Raw genomic sequence first — 18,511 nt, forward strand, 5'->3', positions numbered from 1 at the left:
AGAATCCTTAAAACAACAAAAAAATTATAATAATAACAATAAGATAGCCGGAATTAAAAACTAGGCACGCAGATTGCATTATCCCTACCAAACGTAAAAAACCACCTCATTGCGTCGCTATTGGGAGGCCGGATGATGGAATTGAAAGTGATTGGTCAAACAGCAGATACCTCAGCTGAAAGTGGGTGCAGTGCATCCGGTTGCGGCGGGAGTAACGATCAACTGTCGCATCTACCTGATAATATCAGGGAGAAGGTACACAACCACCCCTGTTATTCTGAAGAGGCGCATCACCATTTCGCCCGTATGCATGTGGCAGTTGCTCCAGCCTGTAATATTCAGTGTCACTACTGTAACCGAAAATATGATTGTGCCAATGAATCACGACCCGGTGTTGTATCTGAGCTGTTGACTTCGGATCAGGCTGTAAAAAAGGTTATGGCTGTCGCGGCCAATATCCCACAAATGACAGTTTTGGGTATTGCCGGTCCTGGTGACCCTTTGGCCAATCCTGAGCGTACATTTGATACCTTTCGTCAATTGACCGAAAAGGCTCCCGATATCAAGCTCTGTGTCTCTACCAATGGACTGACTCTTCCTGATCAAGTCGAAGAGCTGTGCAAACACAATATTGACCATGTAACCATTACCATCAACTGCGTAGATCCTGATGTCGGGGCGAAGATCTATCCCTGGATCTTCTGGAACAATCGCCGCATCAAAGGTCGCAAAGGCGCAAAAATCCTTATCGAGCAGCAACAGAAAGGACTACAGATGCTTACTGATCGTGGCATTCTGGTTAAGGTCAACTCAGTGATGATTCCTGGTGTCAATGATGAACACCTGGAAGAGGTGAGTAAGGTAGTCAAGGAGAAGGGCGCTTTTCTGCATAACGTTATGCCGCTGATTGCAGAAGCTGAGCACGGTACGTTTTATGGTGTTATGGGCCAGCGTGGCCCTACCCACGACGAACTTCAGGTACTACAGGACAAGTGTGCCGGCGACATGAATATGATGCGCCACTGTCGCCAATGCCGAGCTGATGCTGTAGGCATGCTGGGAGAAGATCGAGGCGATGAGTTCACCATGGATAAGGTTGAACTGATGGATGTTGATTATGAAGAAGCAATGAAAAAACGTGTCGATTATCAGGCTGAGGTCGAAGCCAAGCGTGAAGCTCAGAAGCAAAGTTCCAATGAGACTTTTATTCCATTGACTGCCTTAACGAAACGCAAAAAAGAGACCCGTCCGGTACTGATGGCTGTAGCTAGCAGTGGTGGTGGTGTCATTAATCAGCATTTTGGTCATGCCAAAGAGTTTCTTGTCTACGAAGCCTCAACCACTGATGTTCGTTTCATCGGACACAGAAAAGTAGATCTCTATTGCTCAGGTGGAGATACCTGTGGTGATGCTGAAACTACCTTGCAGAAGATAATACGTGTTCTGGAAGGGTGCGAAGCAGTGCTCTGTTCAAAAATTGGTTATGAGCCATGGGAGATGCTGGAAGAATCCGGTATCCAACCCAATGGTGAACATGCCATGGAACCGATAGAAGATGCTGTAGCCAAGGTCTATGCAGAGATGGTTGAAAACGGCCAGCTTGATAAACCCAGTCAGGTCGGAAAACTACAGGTCGGAGCCTAAGGAGCAAGCTATGTCATTCGAAATTATAGAAAGCTGCGTTAACTGCTGGGCCTGTGAACCGCTCTGCCCAAGCAAAGCGATATTTGAGGCGAGACCTCACTTTAAGATTGATGCTAAGAAGTGTACCGAGTGTGAAGGAGATTTTTCTGATCCGCAGTGCGTCAGTATCTGTCCAATTGAAGGTGCAATTCTTGATCCCTTTTCTCAACCAGCCAATCCGCCTGGGTCACTTACCGGTATTCCACCAGAGCGGATGACAGAAGTCATGGCCGAGATACAGTCACGCTGAGGAGATTAAACATGTTTGACAAACAAACAGCTTTACAGCCAGTAATCACCGATTCAGCCAAGTCGTATAGTCATGTGATGAGATTTGTGCGCACACATTTCATCCGTCCAGCTGATTCTCTGCAGCCCAAAGGCTTTTGCCTTCCAGAACGTCTCTGGCAGCGTCAATCTGCGTTGATTATGAGCATGCAAGAGACAAGAAAAGATGACTGAACTGGTTTTTTATGAAAAACCAGGCTGTGTGGGTAATCAACAACAGAAAGCTATCCTGCGTAAATTGGGGATTACTTTAGAAGTCCGGGATATTCTCAGTGAACCCTGGACACACGAAAGTCTGCGCCCTTTTTTTGAAAACAAACCTGTATCCAGCTGGTTTAATGACAGTGCGCCTCAAGTTAAAAGTGGTGAGATTAAGATAGATCAGCTTGATGAAATTGCAGCTCTTGAGTTGATGATTGGTAACCCAATATTGATTAAGCGACCCCTGATGATTTGCCAATCTCTGAGACAATCCGGCTTCACTCCGGGTACTGTACTCGATAAGCTTGGAGTCACTATTGAGGGAAAAAAAGATCTACAAAGCTGCCCCATGGAGACGACGGAACAACAAGTCTGTGAGGCACCACCGTGAGTAACGAAGTCGATGTATCCCGCCATAGAGAAGCTGTCGAATTCGCAGATGATGTGTATTGGATTGGCGCACTCGATCCCTCCTTGAGAACATTCGATATCATCCTCAGTACGGCTAACGGAACCAGCTACAACTCCTATCTTGTAAAGGGTGATGATGGTGTCGCTATCATTGATACAGTCAAAGAGAACTTTAGTGATGAGTTCTTTGCCCGACTTGAGTCTGAGGTTGATTATAAGGAGATCAAAGCGATTATCCTTAACCATCTTGAACCCGATCATACTGGAGCTCTACCTGAGTTGATGCGTCGCGCTCCTCAGGCAAAACTCTATATTTCACAAAGAGCCACCTCGATGCTTAAAGCATTACTTAAACCTACAAGTGATGACGCTTTCGAGTACACCACGGTAACAACAGACGATCGCATCTCTCTTGGTGATCGGACACTACGATTTCTTCACACACCTTTTTTGCATTGGCCAGACACGCAATGTACTTACCTCGAAGAGGAGGGCATATTGTTTTCGGGCGATGTGTTCGGCTGCCACTACTGTGATAAACGATTGTTCAATGACCTGGTTGGTGATTTTCGTTTCTCTTTTGATTATTACTATGCGCACATCATGAGACCATTCAAGAATCATGTAATGGATGCGCTGAAATTGATTGAGCCCCTTAAGATTAAGCAGATTGCGCCTACTCATGGCCCGATTCTAAGAGAGCGTCCGCGACGTTATGTTACACATTACCGTGAACTTTCAACTTCCAGTCTCTCAAGGGAGATCGGTGTAGATCGACAGTCCCTGGTTATCTTCTACATGAGTTCCTATGGAAACACAGCCAGGATGGCAGAAGAGATCAATGAAGGTGCGGCATCCATTAAAGGGGTCAGAGTCTCTCTGTATGACCTTGAAGGAGGGGAGATAGGCCCCTTTGTAGATTTGATAGAAGAGGCAGATGCACTGTTATTTGGCTCTCCCACCATCAATGGTGATGCGGTTAAGCCTGTTTGGGATCTTCTCTCATCACTGGTAGTGGTCAATCTCAAGGGCAAACTGGGTGGTGCATTTGGCTCTTTTGGTTGGAGTGGTGAAGCGGTTCCAATGATCGAGGACAGAATGCGCGGTTTGAAAATGCGCATCCCCCAGCAGGGTTTAAGAATAAAATTGATTCCCACCGAAGAAGAGTTAGTGGAATGCCGAGCATTTGGCAAAGCCATTGCAGAGGAAATGGTAGGAAAAAAACAGAACAAAGGCGTGATTGATTTAGCCGATTTGGCTTAATCCGACAAATATTTAACTTTAAGCAACAGGTGAATTGAAATGGCAAAAGCGAAAATCACATTTGAAGACATTGAACAGACAGTCAATGTGCCAGCTGGTACAAGAGTTATTGAAGTCTCTGAGAAAATTGGTGCCGGTATTATCTATGGCTGCCGTGAAGGGGATTGTGGAACTTGCATGATGCATGTTGAAGATGGCTGGAATAACCTGACTGAGCCTTCAGTTTTAGAGGAGAAAGTGCTTAAGGAGAACATGGCTGGACGTCATGACCGCCTTGCATGTCAGGCGCAGATTCTGGGTGATTGCTCTGTTAAGCCTGCCTGATCAAATACTTCTTAGGAGTTCAAGATATGCCTCTGATTACATTTAGCAATCCTGAATACAAAGACAAAACCGTCTATGCGGTTGCGGGCAGTTTTACAGAAACTGTGTTAAAGATTGCCAAAACCAATAAGATCCCAATCAAATTCGATTGCGGAGACGGTGATTGTGGGAGTTGTGTTATCCGTGTCCAGTATATCGGTGACAAACAACCTATGGGTTACCACCTCGAAGAAAAAGAGAAAAAGGTTCTTAGAGAATTGGGTAAACTCAGCAAGGATGATATGGAAAAGATGATTGTTGATGACTTGCCGAGTGAGTGGCGGTTGGCCTGCCAATTTATTCCCAGGGACGAGGATGTCGTTGTCGAATATGAGGCGCTGTGATGTCTCATCCAGTTCCGGATAGTGATGGTGTAGCGCAATGTTACGCTAAACTGATCGGAGCGGCTGCGCGCCAGGAGAGCTCTGTTGAGGATATCCTGGCGCGCATTCTATCATCCTGGTCGTACGGTCAGAGTGCTTTGCCTCAATGGTTAGGTCTGGGGGAGTTGGAATTCAGACGTCTTATACAAACCCATTTCCCAAGAATACAACCACATTCCCTGCTAGGTTACGACCATCCACCAATGTGTGATAATGACGAGGAGATGGATGATTTGCGCAAACTGATCCTCGGCAATAGCACCCATCAGAGCCAATCTGAACGGTGGCTGGCTGAAATATTGGTGTTTGGCTGTTTGGGCAGCGATCATCTATGGCAGGATTTAGGACTTTGGAGCAGAGCCGATCTGTCTAAACTAATGAGTGACCACTTTACCCCTTTGGCAGATTTGAACACAAAGAATATGAAGTGGAAAAAATTTCTCTATAAACGTTTATGTGAAACAGAAGGCATATATACTTGTCGTGCTCCCAGCTGCGAAGCATGTGCAGACTATATCAACTGCTTTGCTCCAGAAGATTAACGAACCACTATTTCAGCCTCTGTTATTTGGCACTCCTGCTAAGGCTGGCACAGAGATAGCACCAATAGATGCAAGAGCAAAATAATATAGACAGGAACCTTGCTCAACGGGCGCTCTCAGCATATCTGGGGTTGGCTATTGGTGATGCTTTGGGTGCCACGACAGAATTCCTTACCCCCAATGAAATAAAGACCCAATATGGTGTTCATGACACCATTAAAGGTGGCGGATGGCTACACCTGAAGCCGGGACAGGTTACGGATGATACAGAGATGAGCCTGGCCTTGGGAGAAGCCCTGGTGAAAAGTGGTGGTGTCAGTGCCAAAGCTGTTGCCCAGGCTTTCAGCGAATGGATGCGAGGAAAACCAATAGATATTGGTAATACGGTAAGGCGTGGGGTAATTCAATTCCGCAATACAGGCAACCCCTGGGTAGAAGAGAATGAATATGATGCAGGAAATGGTGCCTGCATGCGCTGCCTACCCATCGCTATTCTTTACTGTAATAGTCCCATTGACACCTTGGTTGTTGCATCCCGTACTCAAGCTCATACCACCCACAATAACCCCCTCTCTGATGCCGGAACTGAAGCTGTCCTGGAAATGTGTGTCGCAGCCATGAAGGGCGAAGACAAAGCTACACTAAGGCAGATAGCTGACCGTTTGGTCGAACAACACCGTGAATTTCGTTTCGATAAGAAGAGAGTTGAAAATCCCAGCGGATATATCGTCGATACATTGCAGGTTGTTTTTCAGGCCCTGTTTGAGAGTGATGACTTTGAGGCAATACTAGTCGACGTAGTCAATCGTGGTGGTGATGCTGATACAACGGGTGCCATTGTTGGCATGATTGCTGGTGCTTTCTATGGTCCGAGTCAGATACCGGAAAGATGGCTTAAAAGCATAGATAAAAAGATAAAAAAATATTGTGAAAAGCAGACAAATGAGTTATTGAAATTAGCAGCTGATCATCCTGGCGTGACAGGCATAATATAGATTAATCCCGTAAAAAACTGTCGATATTTCTTACACAGTCCGTTCTATTAGATAGTACTCCATAAAAAATAAGTAGGGTATTCAAGCAGTAACCCCATCTTGGCACACTGGTTGCTGTGTTGAGATTTCAGTAGCTATGGCAATAGTAGTAATTATTCATACTGAATAGGTCACTATTGTGGAGTAGAAGTAAGTGAACGACCTCTTAATAAAGAATAATGGGCATCAAATCAGTTCTAATGCTGGCTGTTTAGATAGCAGCCATACTGTTGATCAACTATACAACTCTATACCAAGAGATATCTTTAGCAGATTCAACACTACCACCATAGATCGTTTTAAAGTTTGCATGCTTCCCAATAAATTGGGAGCGGGTAGGCATTTGATCTGGTTGTAGGCAGATTTAAACTGCCTTTCACCTTAATTAGTCCAACAACAACTCTGCATTTTACACAGCGGCAAGCTAATGCAATCTCATCAAGCAACAACTATTGCTAGTGTACCTCGTCATAGGTTTAAAATCTTTAAGGTGAAATATCATTTAAACCGCTATAGGCAAGGGCTACCACTTTAGGTTTGATCAAATTGTTCAGTTGCTTTTGAGGATGGTTCATTATTTCATTGCCATCGTGATAGAGAACAACAACACTGAACAGGTCACCATCAACTGCTTTTTGTGCAATATTATCAGGGCTGACCACGACTCGGCCTAACTTACGTTCTGTTGGCCAATCTACCTCACCATAAGCATGATATACCAGCTCCGAGCAGACTATCTTATTAGTGCTCTGGGTATCAAAGCTGAAATCATATGCTTTTCCCACTTGACGCAGAGCCTGAAGGATCACTCTGCGACGCTGCTTTTGATTAAGATTGCTCTGGCGCAGTACAGCCAGATCATCTACATTCATAAAGTGTTGAAGCGTGTTCATCTCCACACCTGAGCGCAGTGCTTCGACTACCCCACGCTCATCACGTATCTGCTGATGATAAGGTTTTACCACTGGATGATTCCAGATTTCCAAATCACGCAGTTCAGATTCGGTGCCGATCCAGACGGCAGCATGCCCCCAGTGGCCTGGTATGAATGAGTCGGTTAGGCGAAAAGGGGTCTTTTCCAGAAGAACATCCCCAGCCCGCAGCTCTTTGGTTAGTCGATTATGAATCTCAGGTCGTTTATCAAGTTTGCCACGACGGGACTCTACTAAGCCGATTACATTTCCGAAGATCATACTCGACAAACTGATCCCTTCATTCTGTATGGTATACAAGGTATCTACTGATGTGGTTCCAATGAGCTCAATCAGGTTTCCAGCATAATTTAATGGCCTGATTTTTCTTACCATTGTGTAGGATGGACTCTGTTCAATCAGGGTGGCCAGATAGCGTTCACTATCATGGTCAGATTCTGATAAATATGCAGCATGTTTCTCGTACCATATCAAGCCACGCCTGACACGTGCTCGATTAACTGCCGAGGTAAATGAAGTAGCAACCTTTCTAAGCTCACCCTTGGGCACAAGATATGCGGAGTCGCCTTCGTTGATATGATTCCGCAAAAAAAGGTCGTCCTGATAAAGCGCAACAGCTGTGAGATAGTTGTCATAGAGAATTAATGCTGCCGACAGGGACATGGTGATGCCAATTGCCTGGTTTCTGGCTAGTAGGGGATCGTCTGGAATGGGTTCATCTAGCCAGCATTCATGCAGGGTTGCAACATACCACAGCAGTTTGCGTTGATTGATCAGTTCTGCAGCACCAGCACTCAGCAGACGCATATCTGCCCCAAGAAGTGGCTGTTTTAACCGCTGCTTCTCCTTGACTTGAGATAGGAAGATGATCGATTCGGAGCGTAAACTGAGCGCTTCTTCAGTGAGTACCTGGAATGCGGTTATTTTTTGTTTTATGGATTCAGCTGAATAGCGTACCTTATCCTCAGTGTCACAGATTGGCTGGGTAAAAGGATTGGCTACAGCAAGGTTGCTAATACTATGTGCAAGGACCAGGCAAAGGCACAATACCAAACGGGTTGTGAAACTTCGCCATTTGGCGAAAACGATAGGAAATCTGATCATATTAATATTAAGAGAAAATCTCGTTCCGAAATGTGAATATCATTAAGTATTGAATTTAAAGGAAAAATAACCACAAAATCCTGGTATTGCTATACTAATTCCCTATTAATGCACGAACTAACGGAAAATATAAAAACTAATGCAGATGCTATTATGCATCAGCATGTTACTAAACCAGAAATAACAGCTGAAATTACGGAAAGTGATTCCTAATGACTATATCAAATAGTGATTCTGTCTATAAAACACCTGAATCAGAGCTCTTAAAGGAAGAGATAGTTCCTCAATCCTTTGTCAGGGGCAGTTTAACCACTGGAAAGCTCCTATTCCTTGCCTGGCTTACGATTTTCTATCTGATTGCAACAATTCCAGCGATTGCTATTTCATTCATGAGTGGCGTTGAGCCTGAGAATGAGTTCTATACCACCTTTGGTAATCTCTTTAATATTGTTGATAGCGCGATTTACATCTATCTGCTGATTATGTTTAAGCAGTTACTCAATATTAGATTGGAAACTCACACTGCAGATCGATATATCACTATTTTAGTAGCACTCTCTCTCATTATGGCAGTGTTAAATATATTTATGCCTGCAGATGCGGAAGAGTTTAATCTGATCTCCATCAGCTTTTTTGTGTTACTGATCCCAATGGGTATCGTATCTATTCTGTTTGGACTGCGTTTATTGAAGCTGAAGTCTAACTACAATTATTTGAAGCTCTTCTCCTGGAGTAACATAATTATGGGGGGCTTGTTAGCTTCCGTCGTGCTGTTTTTATTAGCACTACCAGCTGGATTGGTCTCCAGTTATGCTATGGCAATGATTTTCTTTACTGCAGCACGGGAGCGCAAGCAGAGTGATTTAGAGGTTCCGTAATTTGTGAAAGATTGTAAGTTTCTACAGTAGACCACTTAACGCTTGTGCACAATTCATCTATTCTCGGTTGATGGCAACATCAATCTGAAATATGGAAATATTATGAATAAATATGGTGCTGAATTCTTTGGTACATTTTGGTTGGTTCTAGGGGGATGTGGCAGTGCAGTATTAGCAGCTGCGTTTCCGGAATTGGGTATTGGTCTGTTGGGCGTCTCGTTAGCCTTTGGTTTAACTGTCCTGACAATGGCATATGCCATTGGTCATATCTCCGGATGCCACCTCAATCCAGCAGTTTCCATTGGTCTATGGGCCGGTAGACGTTTTCCGGCTAAAGAGCTTCTACCTTATATCATTGCCCAGGTCTTAGGGGGGATTGTTGCGGGTGGCGTGTTGTATCTCATTGCCAGTGGCAAGGCCGGTTTTGAATTAGCTGACGGTTTTGCCTCAAATGGTTACGCTGAACACTCTCCTGGAGGTTATGGCTTACAGGCTGCTCTCATAACTGAAGTTGTTATGACCATGATGTTTCTTGTGGTTATCCTCGGAGCTACAGATAAACGGGCACCACAGGGCTTCGCACCAATAGCAATCGGCTTATGTCTGACTCTCATTCATTTGATCAGCATTCCGGTCACAAATACCTCAGTCAATCCCGCTCGTAGTACTGGTGTTGCTCTATTTGTAGGGGATTGGGCCGTTGCACAACTTTGGCTGTTTTGGGTTGCACCAATAATTGGTGGCGTGATTGGTGCAATGATCTACCGGTTTATTGGGGCAGCTGAGAATGAGTAACAACTAAAGAGCAGCTGAATAAGACTAAACCTGGTTATTTTTGAGATGAGCAGCGAGCGCACTATCCATTGTTTGAATGTGCAACTCAAACCAATTGGGTAATTGTTCACTGACATAAGCACGGGCCATAGTGGTTGAGCCGGCTGCAACACGCTTGCCAAAACGTGCCAGCTCACCCAGTATCCGCTGGTGATCAGAAATGTGTTCTGCAATAGCAGGAAAATGGGACTCCTCCATCATCTGCTGTTCACTATCAAAATGAGATTGGGTATGTTCAGCCAGGTTTTTAAAAAGAGATGCGAACTCCTCCCTGTTTGCATCCGCCAGTCGATTTACCAGATCAACGAACTCTGAGTGAGTATCGTCCATCTGTGGTAAATCGAGTTTAAAACGCTGATCGAAGCCATCAATTAGCATCTGCATTGATCTCTATCGATGTGTCTGGATTTGCTCTTTGATAGTCGATCATTTTTGTAATTTTACGTGCAACGTATTGAGTGAAATCATCTACATTCTCATAGTCATACTCGACTGCAAGTGATGTAATCTCTTTCATCAGTTCGCGCAGTTTTACAATTTCTGTCAATTCTCGGCCACATGTAAGGCAGATTGTGCCATTGTCACGGCAGGCGTTTTTTCCTTGGCAGGGTGTGAAACGGGACATCTTTCTACTCAATACTCCTCAGTAGTAAAGGTTGAATCAACAGACCACTTTACTTTCAAGGGCTGAATCATTCTTGTCTTGATTTAGTTGAACAGCAAACTCTTCACCTATAAAGGTGTCGATATCGGCTTCTACTATTTCAATATTCATTTTGTTACAGAAGCGTCGCTCTTTATCATTCGGCTCTGGGATTAAAGCCCAACCTGCAGGTTGATCAGCAGCATAAATTATATCAGAGAGGACCATGCGCTCAGTATCCCGGGTCATTCTCAAGCCAAGAAAGAGATACTGTTTACCTTTTCGATATGTTTTCAGATAGTTTGGTAAGGCGAATCCACCCATCAATTCAGTAATGTAGTCGACATAGTCAGCATCTGAGGCGATATAGGTTGCATCTGGAAGTGGGCTACCCATGGGCTTGAATAGAATTGGCAGAGAGGGATCCGCTTCAGATTGATCAATCTCTTTCTCAGAGTATTTCTCACCATCATAATGATGGATACGAAATCGGTAGTCAGTTCCACCAACCCTGGAAATTCCGCGAATCAATGTGTGTGGCATATTGCTGTAGGTCTGCTGCAGCTGAGTGTCGCGATTGATATCAACTACATAGTGAGGTTTCACTGATTCCAGCCAGGCATGCAAAGGTGATTGAGTCCATGATTGCTTTCCGTAGGTCTCATCCAGAAAACGGTTGACAGCAGAGCGGCCCCGCTTTAATTCAACGTCCATGGCAGCTCGTGCAAACTCGTACATGAGTCTTGGAGACATGGGGCGACCGTTATTCATTGCCAATATGAGGCTGTCGCTGTCTGCAGGAATGGCATCCCCTGTTTCAACATTGACCGATCCATTGAGCGCACCCGCACCAAGGTAGGGCACTATCTGGCCTGATGATATGCCAGCTTTTAGTTCCGTGATTTTCTTCTCGACCATGCTGTTCCCCCAAATAATATTAAGTATCCATAGACATTCTGCAAGACGCAGGCCAAACATTATTGAAAAGTACATATTGTTGAAAATGCGTGAGGAATCTATATGAAAACAGATGATAAGTAATTACTTAAGACAAATCATTAAGTCATTAATAGTAAAGATAAATGTATTTGATATTTTAGATTTGAAAAATCTGAAAGTAGATTCGAAAACTATTTATAAGAATCTCTTATAAGCTGTTTCCATTACAATCAGAAAATCACTTTCGATAGCAGTTGTAGGTTTTGCTACAAATTTCAGAACATCAATCAGAGGCTATGTCTGAGAAATCGTGATTAAACCCATTTAGATCGCTGATTCCATGAAAAAATAGACTTGGCACGAAATGTGTAGTTGATTGAAATGTAATTAATCAAATGAGAGTGTCATTTCAATGCAGGAATCAGATTTTCGCGAAGTTGCAGATGAATTCATCCACCTTGCTAACGATTTAAGCGAGGAGTGGGCGATGCCGTTCCTCAGCGCTGCATTTATGTATGCCGCAGCATGGTATAATACTAACTTCTTTTTTGAGTCTGACGGTGCCTCGGAAAATCAGCAAGCAGCAGTAGATTACTATTGCGATCAATACAGGAAGATGTTGATGGAGTGTATGCACGATTTTTCCACACCTGGTGAGTAACCGATTGTTAATTCGCATTGTTTGACCGGGTAGAAGATATGAAACTTCAGACAGCCATCGAAGCCCCGCATCCCGCTGCCTTATGGGCGGAAACCGCACCACTTGACCCATTGCAAATCGATTGTGTCACGGCAGTCATGCTTAAGATACTCGACAATAAATGTAAAATGGGTCCCGAAGAACAAATGGCTGTGGTAGCTATTTATACTGTAATTAAGGAACGGAAGGGATTGTTGTTTGATCCATCCATACACCAGGAGATCGATTCAGCATTGCATGCTGATTCATTGATCTCACAGGAACAGATCCATGAATTAAGGCTTTTTGCAGAGAAGACAATACCCAAGCCGGTTATGAAACACTTCAAAAGCTACTTGCGTGACTCTCTTTACGGTGTCTGAAGCTAAGAGCATCGGTTTATTGATAGAGAGTAAACAGATACAGTTCTATATATAAAGAACCATTGTGTGCGAGCTGTACAGTCTATGAATCCATTGCTTTTAGCGGTTCATTTTCGAAATGCACTATAAAATACTGATTTTTACTCTAGATACGCCACCAATAACCAGATATTCATTTTCACCTCTCAAGCTATCGGGAAGTAAACCGGGAAAGTAAAGCAATTTCACAAAGGGAATTTGTGCTTGCAGTATGTAATCACCAAATTCATCGGCACGCTCTCGATCATTAGTAAATGAGTTGAGATTGTTCAGTAATAGTATGCATTCCTGTTTGCTTATCTGATGCAGGATTTCATGCTCCTTGATGTGATTGATACCTCTATAGAGTTTCAGGTGAGATGTGGTCGAATGAATCTGTTCGATTTCATATTGGCAATAGGTATAGAGCAGATCAAGCTGAGCTTCCAGACCATTGGTGTTATATAGGCCTTGAGCACGATCACTAAGATATCGATGATAGTGTTCTGAGGAGTAATCCCCAAGTGGCCCCCGGTGGTTTATTGGCAGCAACCCGAAACGGGACTCTACCCAACTTTTCAAAACAGCAGCCTCCTTACCATCAGGATCAAACATCCAGCCACGCAGGATGCGCAGGTAATCGGCTTTCTCTCGTTTGTGGCGAGCGCGTTGCGCATCAAAACCAGCTTCATCCAAATTGTCGAGCAGAAAACAGCAACGCATGTACTCCATGAAGTGGATTGCACGCTGATCGGCGTGAACATGATCAAGATGATTAAAAAGATCAGCATGAAGTTCGGTAACTCCATCAAGCATGATCTTCACAGGATGCTCCTGGAAGGTAAGGCTACCAAGGATTACAGCGGGAAGGCTGCATCTATTGATTGGTAGACGTGCAAAAGCGGGTAGAGATGTACGCTGTGACACCGATTGTTTGTTTTCATCCATACATTTGCTGGGTGTTTGTCGTGAACCTGACCTCAATTGTAGAGCGGTATAATACTAATAATAATATAAAAATCAATATGTTATGCATATTTAGATTTTTTGGCACGCCGATTGCAAATCTCTAGTCGTCCACGTGACCACAAACGACATTAGTCACTACTGATTCAACAATAGTAAGGAGATCCAACATGGCACTGCGTCAATGTGCAATCTACGGTAAAGGCGGCATCGGCAAGTCTACCACGACCCAGAATCTGGTCGCAGGTTTAGCTGAGCTAGGTAAGAAAGTCATGATCGTCGGTTGCGATCCCAAAGCGGATTCCACCCGCCTGATTCTGCACTCTAAAGCGCAGAACACCATCATGGAGATGGCAGCGGAAGCAGGTACAGTTGAGGACCTGGAGCTGGAAGATGTACTGAAAACCGGTTATGGCGACATCAAGTGTGTTGAGTCTGGTGGCCCTGAGCCAGGTGTTGGTTGTGCTGGTCGTGGTGTAATCACCGCTATCAACTTCCTCGAAGAGGAAGGCGCCTACGAAGAAGACCTCGATTTCGTATTCTACGACGTACTCGGCGACGTGGTATGTGGTGGTTTCGCTATGCCTATTCGTGAGAACAAGGCTCAGGAAATCTACATCGTATGCTCTGGTGAGATGATGGCTATGTACGCTGCCAACAACATCTCTAAAGGTATCGTGAAATACGCTAACTCTGGTGGCGTACGTCTGGCAGGCCTGATCTGTAACAGCCGTAACACAGCTCGTGAAGACGAACTGATCATGGAACTGGCTCGTCAGCTCGGTACTCAGATGATTCACTTCGTTCCTCGTGACAACGTGGTGCAGCGTGCTGAGATTCGTCGTATGACCGTTATCGAGTACGATCCTGCCGCCAAGCAGGCCCAGGAGTACCGCGATCTTGCTCAGAAGATCATCGACAACAAGTTTATGGTTATCCCAACCCCAATCACCATGGATGCCCTGGAAGATCTGTTGATGGACTTTGGTCTGATGGACGAAGAGGACGAGAGTATCGTCGGCCAGACTGCTTCTGCAGAATCATAAGCCATAGGGTTTTGCGCCGACCCTTTGGGGTCGGTATCAATCGATCATTTTTTCATAGCCTGTGTATTCACAGATTAGTGGTGGCAGGTGAAGGAGAATTTTATGTCAGATTTGACACGCGAAGAGACAGAGGCCCTCATTCAAGAGGTGCTTGAAGTCTATCCAGAAAACGCCAAAAAGGACCGTGCGAAGCATCTTGCGGTCAATGACCAAGATGTAGAGCAGTCTAAAAAGTGCATAACCTCTAACCGTAAATCACTACCAGGTGTGATGACCATTCGTGGTTGTGCCTACGCTGGTTCTAAAGGTGTGGTTTGGGGACCAATCAAGGACATGATCCATATTTCTCATGGACCTGTTGGTTGTGGACAGTACTCACGTGCTGGACGTCGTAACTACTATGTAGGTACAACTGGTATCAATACTTTCGGTACCATGAACTTCACCTCTGATTTCCAGGAAAAGGATATCGTCTTCGGCGGCGACAAGAAGTTGTCCACGATCATGACTGAGATTGAACAGCTGTTCCCACTGAACAAAGGCATTACTGTTCAGTCTGAGTGTCCAATCGGTCTGATTGGTGATGACATCGAAGCCGTAGCTAAGAAAACCACGGCTGAGATCGAGAAGCCAGTTGTTCCTGTTCGTTGTGAAGGTTTTCGTGGTGTTTCCCAATCTTTAGGTCATCACATTGCTAACGATGCCGTTCGTGATTGGGTGCTTCATAATCGTGACGGAGATAACAGCTTTGAAGGTACAGACTACGATGTAACCATTATTGGTGACTACAACATCGGTGGTGATGCCTGGTCTTCGCGTACTCTGTTGGAAGAGATGGGTCTGCGTGTTATCGCACAGTGGTCTGGAGACGGCACCCTGGCTGAGATGGAGAATACTCCAAAGGCTAAGCTGAATCTGCTTCACTGCTATCGTTCCATGAACTATATCTCTCGCCACATGGAAGAGAAATATGGTATTCCTTGGATGGAATACAACTTCTTCGGTCCTACTAAGATCGAGGAGTCCCTGCGTAAGATTGCTGGTTTCTTCGATGAGACTATCCAGGCCAATACTGAGAAAGTCATTGAGAAGTACAAGGCTGAATATGAAGCGGTAATCGCTAAGTATCGCCCACGTCTCGAAGGTAAGAGAGTCATGCTCTACGTTGGTGGTCTGCGTCCTCGTCACATTATCGGTGCTTATGAGGACCTGGGTATGGAAGTTGTCGGTACAGGTTATGAGTTTGCTCATAACGACGACTACGACCGCACAATCAAAGAGATGGGCAATGCTACCCTGATTTATGATGATGTTACCGGTTACGAGTTTGAAGAATTTGTCAAGAAGGTCAAACCTGACCTGATTGGTTCTGGCATCAAGGAAAAATATATATTCCAGAAGATGGGTATCCCTTTCCGTCAGATGCACTCATGGGATTATTCAGGTCCTTACCACGGCTATGATGGTTTCGCCATTTTCGCACGTGACATGGACATGACTTTGAATAATCCATGCTGGAATAAAATCCAGGCACCCTGGTTGAAGGGTGAAGATGAGGCCGAAGCCGCTGCGGCTGGTGCTTAACGGAAGACTTTCGGTGGTCGGTTGATTAAATCGATCACCGGAAATGAACAACCAGATTCAAACTTAACCAACCGCTTGTCCACAGATTAGTGGCGCGGTAGGAGAAATATCATGAGCCAAGTTGTCGATGACATCAAACCCAGTTATCCCTTGTTTCGTACTGACGAATACATTGAGACACTGAAAAACAAACAGGAAAATTTCGAAGAGAAACACCCTGATGAAAAAATTCAGGAGGTTTTCCAGTGGACAACCACTGAAGAGTATAAAGAGCTGAACTTCAGCCGTTCTGCCCTGACTGTTAACCCGGCCAAAGCCTGCCAACCTCTTGGCGCAGTACTTTGCGCTCTGGGTTTCGAAAAGACTCTGCCTTATGTGCATGGTTCACAGGGTTGTGTAGCCTATTTCCGTACTTACTTTAATCGTCATTTCAAAGAGCCAGTAGCTTGTGTTTCTGACTCAATGACTGAAGACGCGGCAGTATTTGGTGGACAGAAAAATATGTTCGCTGGCCTGGAAAATGCTAAAGCACTCTACAAGCCAGAGATGATTGCTGTCTCTACCACTTGTATGGCTGAGGTTATCGGTGATGACCTGAATGCTTTCATTGGTAATGCCAAGAAAGAGGGGCATATTGAGGAAGAGTTTCCAACACCATTTGCACATACTCCAAGTTTTGTTGGCTCCCATACAACGGGTTGGGACAACATGTTTGAAGGTATTCAGCGTTACTTCACGCTGAACTACATGGAAGACAAAGAAGTTGGTAGCAATGGTAAAATCAATATTGTACCTGGCTTCGAGACCTATCTCGGAAACTATCGTGTCATGAAACGCATGATGGAAGAGATGGATGTTGATTATAGCCTGCTGTGTGATCCTACAGACGTGCTTGACACACCTGCAGACGGTGAATTCCGTCTGTATGATGGCGGTACTACAATCGATGAGGTCAAGGATGCACCGAATGCTATAGATACACTCTACCTGCAGCCTTGGCAGTCAGTTAAGAGTCGTAAATTTACCAAAAACACCTGGAAGCACCCTGCCTCAGATGTTGCGATTCCGATGGGATTGGAAGCTACTGACGCTTTCTTGATGAAAATCTCTGAGCTCACTGGCAAACCGATTTCTGAGTCTTTGACTCGTGAGCGTGGGGTTCTGGTTGACATGATGACCGATAGTCATGCATGGCTACACGGTAAGAAGTTCGGACTCTACGGTGATGCTGACTTCGTCATGGGTATGACCAAGTTCTTACTCGAATTGGGTGCTGAGCCAACTCAGGTTCTCTGTAATCATGCCAATAAGCGTTGGAAAAAGGCGATGGAAAAAATCTTGGCTGACTCTCCCTATGGGCAGAACAGCGAAGTTCACATTGGTAAGGATCTGTGGCACTTCCGTTCACTGATGTTCACCAACAAGCCTGACTTCATGATCGGTAACTCTTACGGCAAGTTCATCCAACGTGATACTTTGCACAAGGGTAAAGAGCATGAAGTACCTCTGATTCGCATTGGCTTTCCGATCTTTGATCGCCATCACATGCATCGTGACACAACCCTGGGCTATGAAGGTGCTATGTATATGTTGAAGATGTTGGTTAACTCTGTACTTGAGCGTCTTGACGAAGAGACTCGCGGTATGGGTACCACTGACTACAACTACGACCTGGTACGTTAATTCCCCTTGGGTAGCACGAGTTTTGAGTGTTACCTTCTGAGTTGAACGGCGGCGGGTGATAACCCGCCGCTCAACTCTGAACTGATATTCAAATACTCTATTTGATAAATGAAGTGAGGTAACCACCGTGCCCAATGTAATGATACGTGTGAAAGATAATGGTGCGCTTTTATTCTACATCGCGAAAAAAGATCAGGAAGATGAGATTGCGAAAGTAGAGAAAGATACTGAAACCGAGTGGGGCGGAGAGGTCGAGTTGACCGATGGTACAAAGTATTACATCGATCCAATCAGCCCACCTCCATCTTTTCCTACAACTTTACGTTTTAAACGTGCCGAATAGTAGTAATTAGGAGATTGTCATGGCTTTTCAAATAGTAAGAGATATTTGTACCGCATGTGGTGATTGTGAGCCGGTTTGTCCGACTCAGTCGATTGTGCCATTCAAAGGGGTATATAAAATTGAGGAGGAAACCTGTACTGAGTGTGATGGTGACCACGATGTTCCTCAATGTCTTGATGTCTGCATGGAAGATGACTGCATCATCCCAGTGTAAGCAGAAATAGTTTTCAGAGACAAATTGACGCTAAATGTACGCCAATCATCGCAGATACAACTATTGGATGTATTGGATCTGATATGCATTAATATTG

Annotated in this window: 23 protein-coding genes; 18 read left to right on the forward strand and 5 right to left on the reverse strand. The window is 44.7% G+C overall.

Annotation, left to right across the window (positions count from 1 at the left end; all coding sequences use genetic code 11):
* The first annotated feature begins 135 nt into the window (after nucleotides 1–135).
* The 9 genes from nifB (at nucleotide 136) to draG (ending at nucleotide 6,129) form a co-directional block, all read left to right on the forward strand.
* Nucleotides 136–1,644, forward strand: a complete 1,509-nt coding sequence (gene nifB / locus AC4IE7_RS12480; protein WP_490777411.1) for a nitrogenase cofactor biosynthesis protein NifB — start codon at nucleotides 136–138, stop codon at nucleotides 1,642–1,644.
* A 10-nt stretch (nucleotides 1,645–1,654) separates the two neighbouring features.
* Complete coding sequence (locus AC4IE7_RS12485) at nucleotides 1,655–1,933, forward strand: 4Fe-4S dicluster domain-containing protein (RefSeq protein ID WP_490777177.1); 279 nt, start codon at nucleotides 1,655–1,657, stop codon at nucleotides 1,931–1,933.
* An 11-nt stretch (nucleotides 1,934–1,944) separates the two neighbouring features.
* Nucleotides 1,945–2,145: a hypothetical protein gene (locus tag AC4IE7_RS12490; protein WP_490777178.1), complete on the forward strand. Its 201-nt coding sequence runs from the start codon at nucleotides 1,945–1,947 to the stop codon at nucleotides 2,143–2,145.
* Complete coding sequence (locus AC4IE7_RS12495) at nucleotides 2,138–2,563, forward strand: ArsC/Spx/MgsR family protein (protein ID WP_490777179.1); 426 nt, start codon at nucleotides 2,138–2,140, stop codon at nucleotides 2,561–2,563. The genes AC4IE7_RS12490 and AC4IE7_RS12495 overlap by 8 nt, the downstream gene beginning before the upstream one ends.
* Nucleotides 2,560–3,846 carry an FprA family A-type flavoprotein gene (locus tag AC4IE7_RS12500; protein ID WP_490777180.1) on the forward strand — a complete coding sequence of 429 codons (1,287 nt, stop codon included), beginning with the start codon at nucleotides 2,560–2,562 and terminating at the stop codon, nucleotides 3,844–3,846. Before AC4IE7_RS12495 ends, AC4IE7_RS12500 begins: the two co-directional genes overlap by 4 nt.
* Nucleotides 3,847–3,885: 39 nt before the next feature.
* On the forward strand, nucleotides 3,886–4,170 hold the full coding sequence (locus AC4IE7_RS12505) for a 2Fe-2S iron-sulfur cluster-binding protein (RefSeq protein ID WP_490777181.1): 285 nt from the start codon (nucleotides 3,886–3,888) through the stop codon (nucleotides 4,168–4,170).
* Nucleotides 4,171–4,196: 26 nt separating this feature from the next.
* Complete coding sequence (locus AC4IE7_RS12510) at nucleotides 4,197–4,553, forward strand: 2Fe-2S iron-sulfur cluster-binding protein (protein ID WP_490777182.1); 357 nt, start codon at nucleotides 4,197–4,199, stop codon at nucleotides 4,551–4,553.
* Complete coding sequence (locus AC4IE7_RS12515) at nucleotides 4,553–5,134, forward strand: nitrogen fixation protein NifQ (protein ID WP_490777183.1); 582 nt, start codon at nucleotides 4,553–4,555, stop codon at nucleotides 5,132–5,134. Before AC4IE7_RS12510 ends, AC4IE7_RS12515 begins: the two co-directional genes overlap by 1 nt.
* Before the next feature lie 68 nt (nucleotides 5,135–5,202).
* Nucleotides 5,203–6,129: an ADP-ribosyl-[dinitrogen reductase] hydrolase gene (gene draG / locus AC4IE7_RS12520; protein ID WP_490777184.1), complete on the forward strand. Its 927-nt coding sequence runs from the start codon at nucleotides 5,203–5,205 to the stop codon at nucleotides 6,127–6,129.
* Nucleotides 6,130–6,653: 524 nt separating this feature from the next.
* On the opposite strand, the gene AC4IE7_RS12525 is transcribed toward draG, so the two are convergent.
* A complete protein-coding gene (locus tag AC4IE7_RS12525; RefSeq protein WP_490777185.1) occupies nucleotides 6,654–8,204 on the reverse strand; it encodes a YiiX/YebB-like N1pC/P60 family cysteine hydrolase in 1,551 nt (516 codons plus the stop codon).
* A 212-nt stretch (nucleotides 8,205–8,416) separates the two neighbouring features.
* Between AC4IE7_RS12525 and AC4IE7_RS12530 the strand changes: the two genes are divergently transcribed.
* Nucleotides 8,417–9,082 carry a hypothetical protein gene (locus tag AC4IE7_RS12530; RefSeq protein ID WP_490777186.1) on the forward strand — a complete coding sequence of 222 codons (666 nt, stop codon included), beginning with the start codon at nucleotides 8,417–8,419 and terminating at the stop codon, nucleotides 9,080–9,082.
* A gap of 102 nt (nucleotides 9,083–9,184) precedes the next feature.
* Nucleotides 9,185–9,877: an aquaporin Z gene (gene aqpZ / locus AC4IE7_RS12535; RefSeq protein WP_490777187.1), complete on the forward strand. Its 693-nt coding sequence runs from the start codon at nucleotides 9,185–9,187 to the stop codon at nucleotides 9,875–9,877.
* A gap of 24 nt (nucleotides 9,878–9,901) precedes the next feature.
* Here the strand turns inward: aqpZ and AC4IE7_RS12540 are convergent, their stop codons facing one another.
* Genes AC4IE7_RS12540 through AC4IE7_RS12550 form a run of 3 tightly spaced genes read right to left on the reverse strand, consistent with a single transcriptional unit; the run spans nucleotide 9,902 to nucleotide 11,477 of the window.
* Complete coding sequence (locus AC4IE7_RS12540) at nucleotides 9,902–10,300, reverse strand: bacteriohemerythrin (protein ID WP_490777188.1); 399 nt, start codon at nucleotides 10,298–10,300, stop codon at nucleotides 9,902–9,904.
* Entirely contained in the window at nucleotides 10,284–10,541 is a 258-nt protein-coding gene (locus AC4IE7_RS12545) for a hypothetical protein (protein WP_490777189.1), read from the reverse strand. The genes AC4IE7_RS12540 and AC4IE7_RS12545 overlap by 17 nt, the downstream gene beginning before the upstream one ends.
* A gap of 36 nt (nucleotides 10,542–10,577) precedes the next feature.
* Nucleotides 10,578–11,477, reverse strand: a complete 900-nt coding sequence (locus AC4IE7_RS12550) for an SIR2 family protein (protein WP_490777190.1) — start codon at nucleotides 11,475–11,477, stop codon at nucleotides 10,578–10,580.
* A gap of 433 nt (nucleotides 11,478–11,910) precedes the next feature.
* Between AC4IE7_RS12550 and AC4IE7_RS12555 the strand changes: the two genes are divergently transcribed.
* Both AC4IE7_RS12555 and AC4IE7_RS12560 read left to right on the forward strand, forming a co-directional pair.
* On the forward strand, nucleotides 11,911–12,159 hold the full coding sequence (locus tag AC4IE7_RS12555; protein WP_490777191.1) for a DUF3144 domain-containing protein: 249 nt from the start codon (nucleotides 11,911–11,913) through the stop codon (nucleotides 12,157–12,159).
* Nucleotides 12,160–12,197: 38 nt separating this feature from the next.
* Nucleotides 12,198–12,560 (forward strand): hypothetical protein, encoded by a 363-nt coding sequence (locus tag AC4IE7_RS12560; protein WP_490777192.1) that lies wholly within the window; start codon nucleotides 12,198–12,200, stop codon nucleotides 12,558–12,560.
* Between the two features lie 123 nt (nucleotides 12,561–12,683).
* Here AC4IE7_RS12560 and AC4IE7_RS12565 read toward each other — a convergent pair whose 3' ends face one another.
* A complete protein-coding gene (locus tag AC4IE7_RS12565; protein ID WP_490777193.1) occupies nucleotides 12,684–13,526 on the reverse strand; it encodes an NAD(+)--dinitrogen-reductase ADP-D-ribosyltransferase in 843 nt (280 codons plus the stop codon).
* 188 nt (nucleotides 13,527–13,714) lie between these two features.
* Here AC4IE7_RS12565 and nifH point away from each other — a divergent pair, with 188 nt between their 5' ends.
* The 5 genes from nifH to AC4IE7_RS12590 all read left to right on the forward strand — a co-directional run bounded on the left by nifH (nucleotide 13,715) and on the right by AC4IE7_RS12590 (nucleotide 18,414).
* A complete protein-coding gene (gene nifH, locus AC4IE7_RS12570; protein WP_490777194.1) occupies nucleotides 13,715–14,590 on the forward strand; it encodes a nitrogenase iron protein in 876 nt (291 codons plus the stop codon).
* Between the two features lie 102 nt (nucleotides 14,591–14,692).
* Nucleotides 14,693–16,174, forward strand: a complete 1,482-nt coding sequence (gene nifD / locus AC4IE7_RS12575) for a nitrogenase molybdenum-iron protein alpha chain (protein WP_490777195.1) — start codon at nucleotides 14,693–14,695, stop codon at nucleotides 16,172–16,174.
* A 111-nt stretch (nucleotides 16,175–16,285) separates the two neighbouring features.
* Nucleotides 16,286–17,857 (forward strand): nitrogenase molybdenum-iron protein subunit beta, encoded by a 1,572-nt coding sequence (nifK, locus tag AC4IE7_RS12580; protein WP_490777196.1) that lies wholly within the window; start codon nucleotides 16,286–16,288, stop codon nucleotides 17,855–17,857.
* Between the two features lie 127 nt (nucleotides 17,858–17,984).
* Nucleotides 17,985–18,200 carry a putative nitrogen fixation protein NifT gene (nifT, locus tag AC4IE7_RS12585; RefSeq protein WP_490777197.1) on the forward strand — a complete coding sequence of 72 codons (216 nt, stop codon included), beginning with the start codon at nucleotides 17,985–17,987 and terminating at the stop codon, nucleotides 18,198–18,200.
* A 19-nt stretch (nucleotides 18,201–18,219) separates the two neighbouring features.
* Nucleotides 18,220–18,414 carry a 4Fe-4S binding protein gene (locus AC4IE7_RS12590; RefSeq protein WP_069005825.1) on the forward strand — a complete coding sequence of 65 codons (195 nt, stop codon included), beginning with the start codon at nucleotides 18,220–18,222 and terminating at the stop codon, nucleotides 18,412–18,414.
* Nucleotides 18,415–18,511 lie beyond the last annotated feature (97 nt).

It is taken from the genome of Candidatus Thiodiazotropha sp. AKAK3, assembly GCF_058244645.1.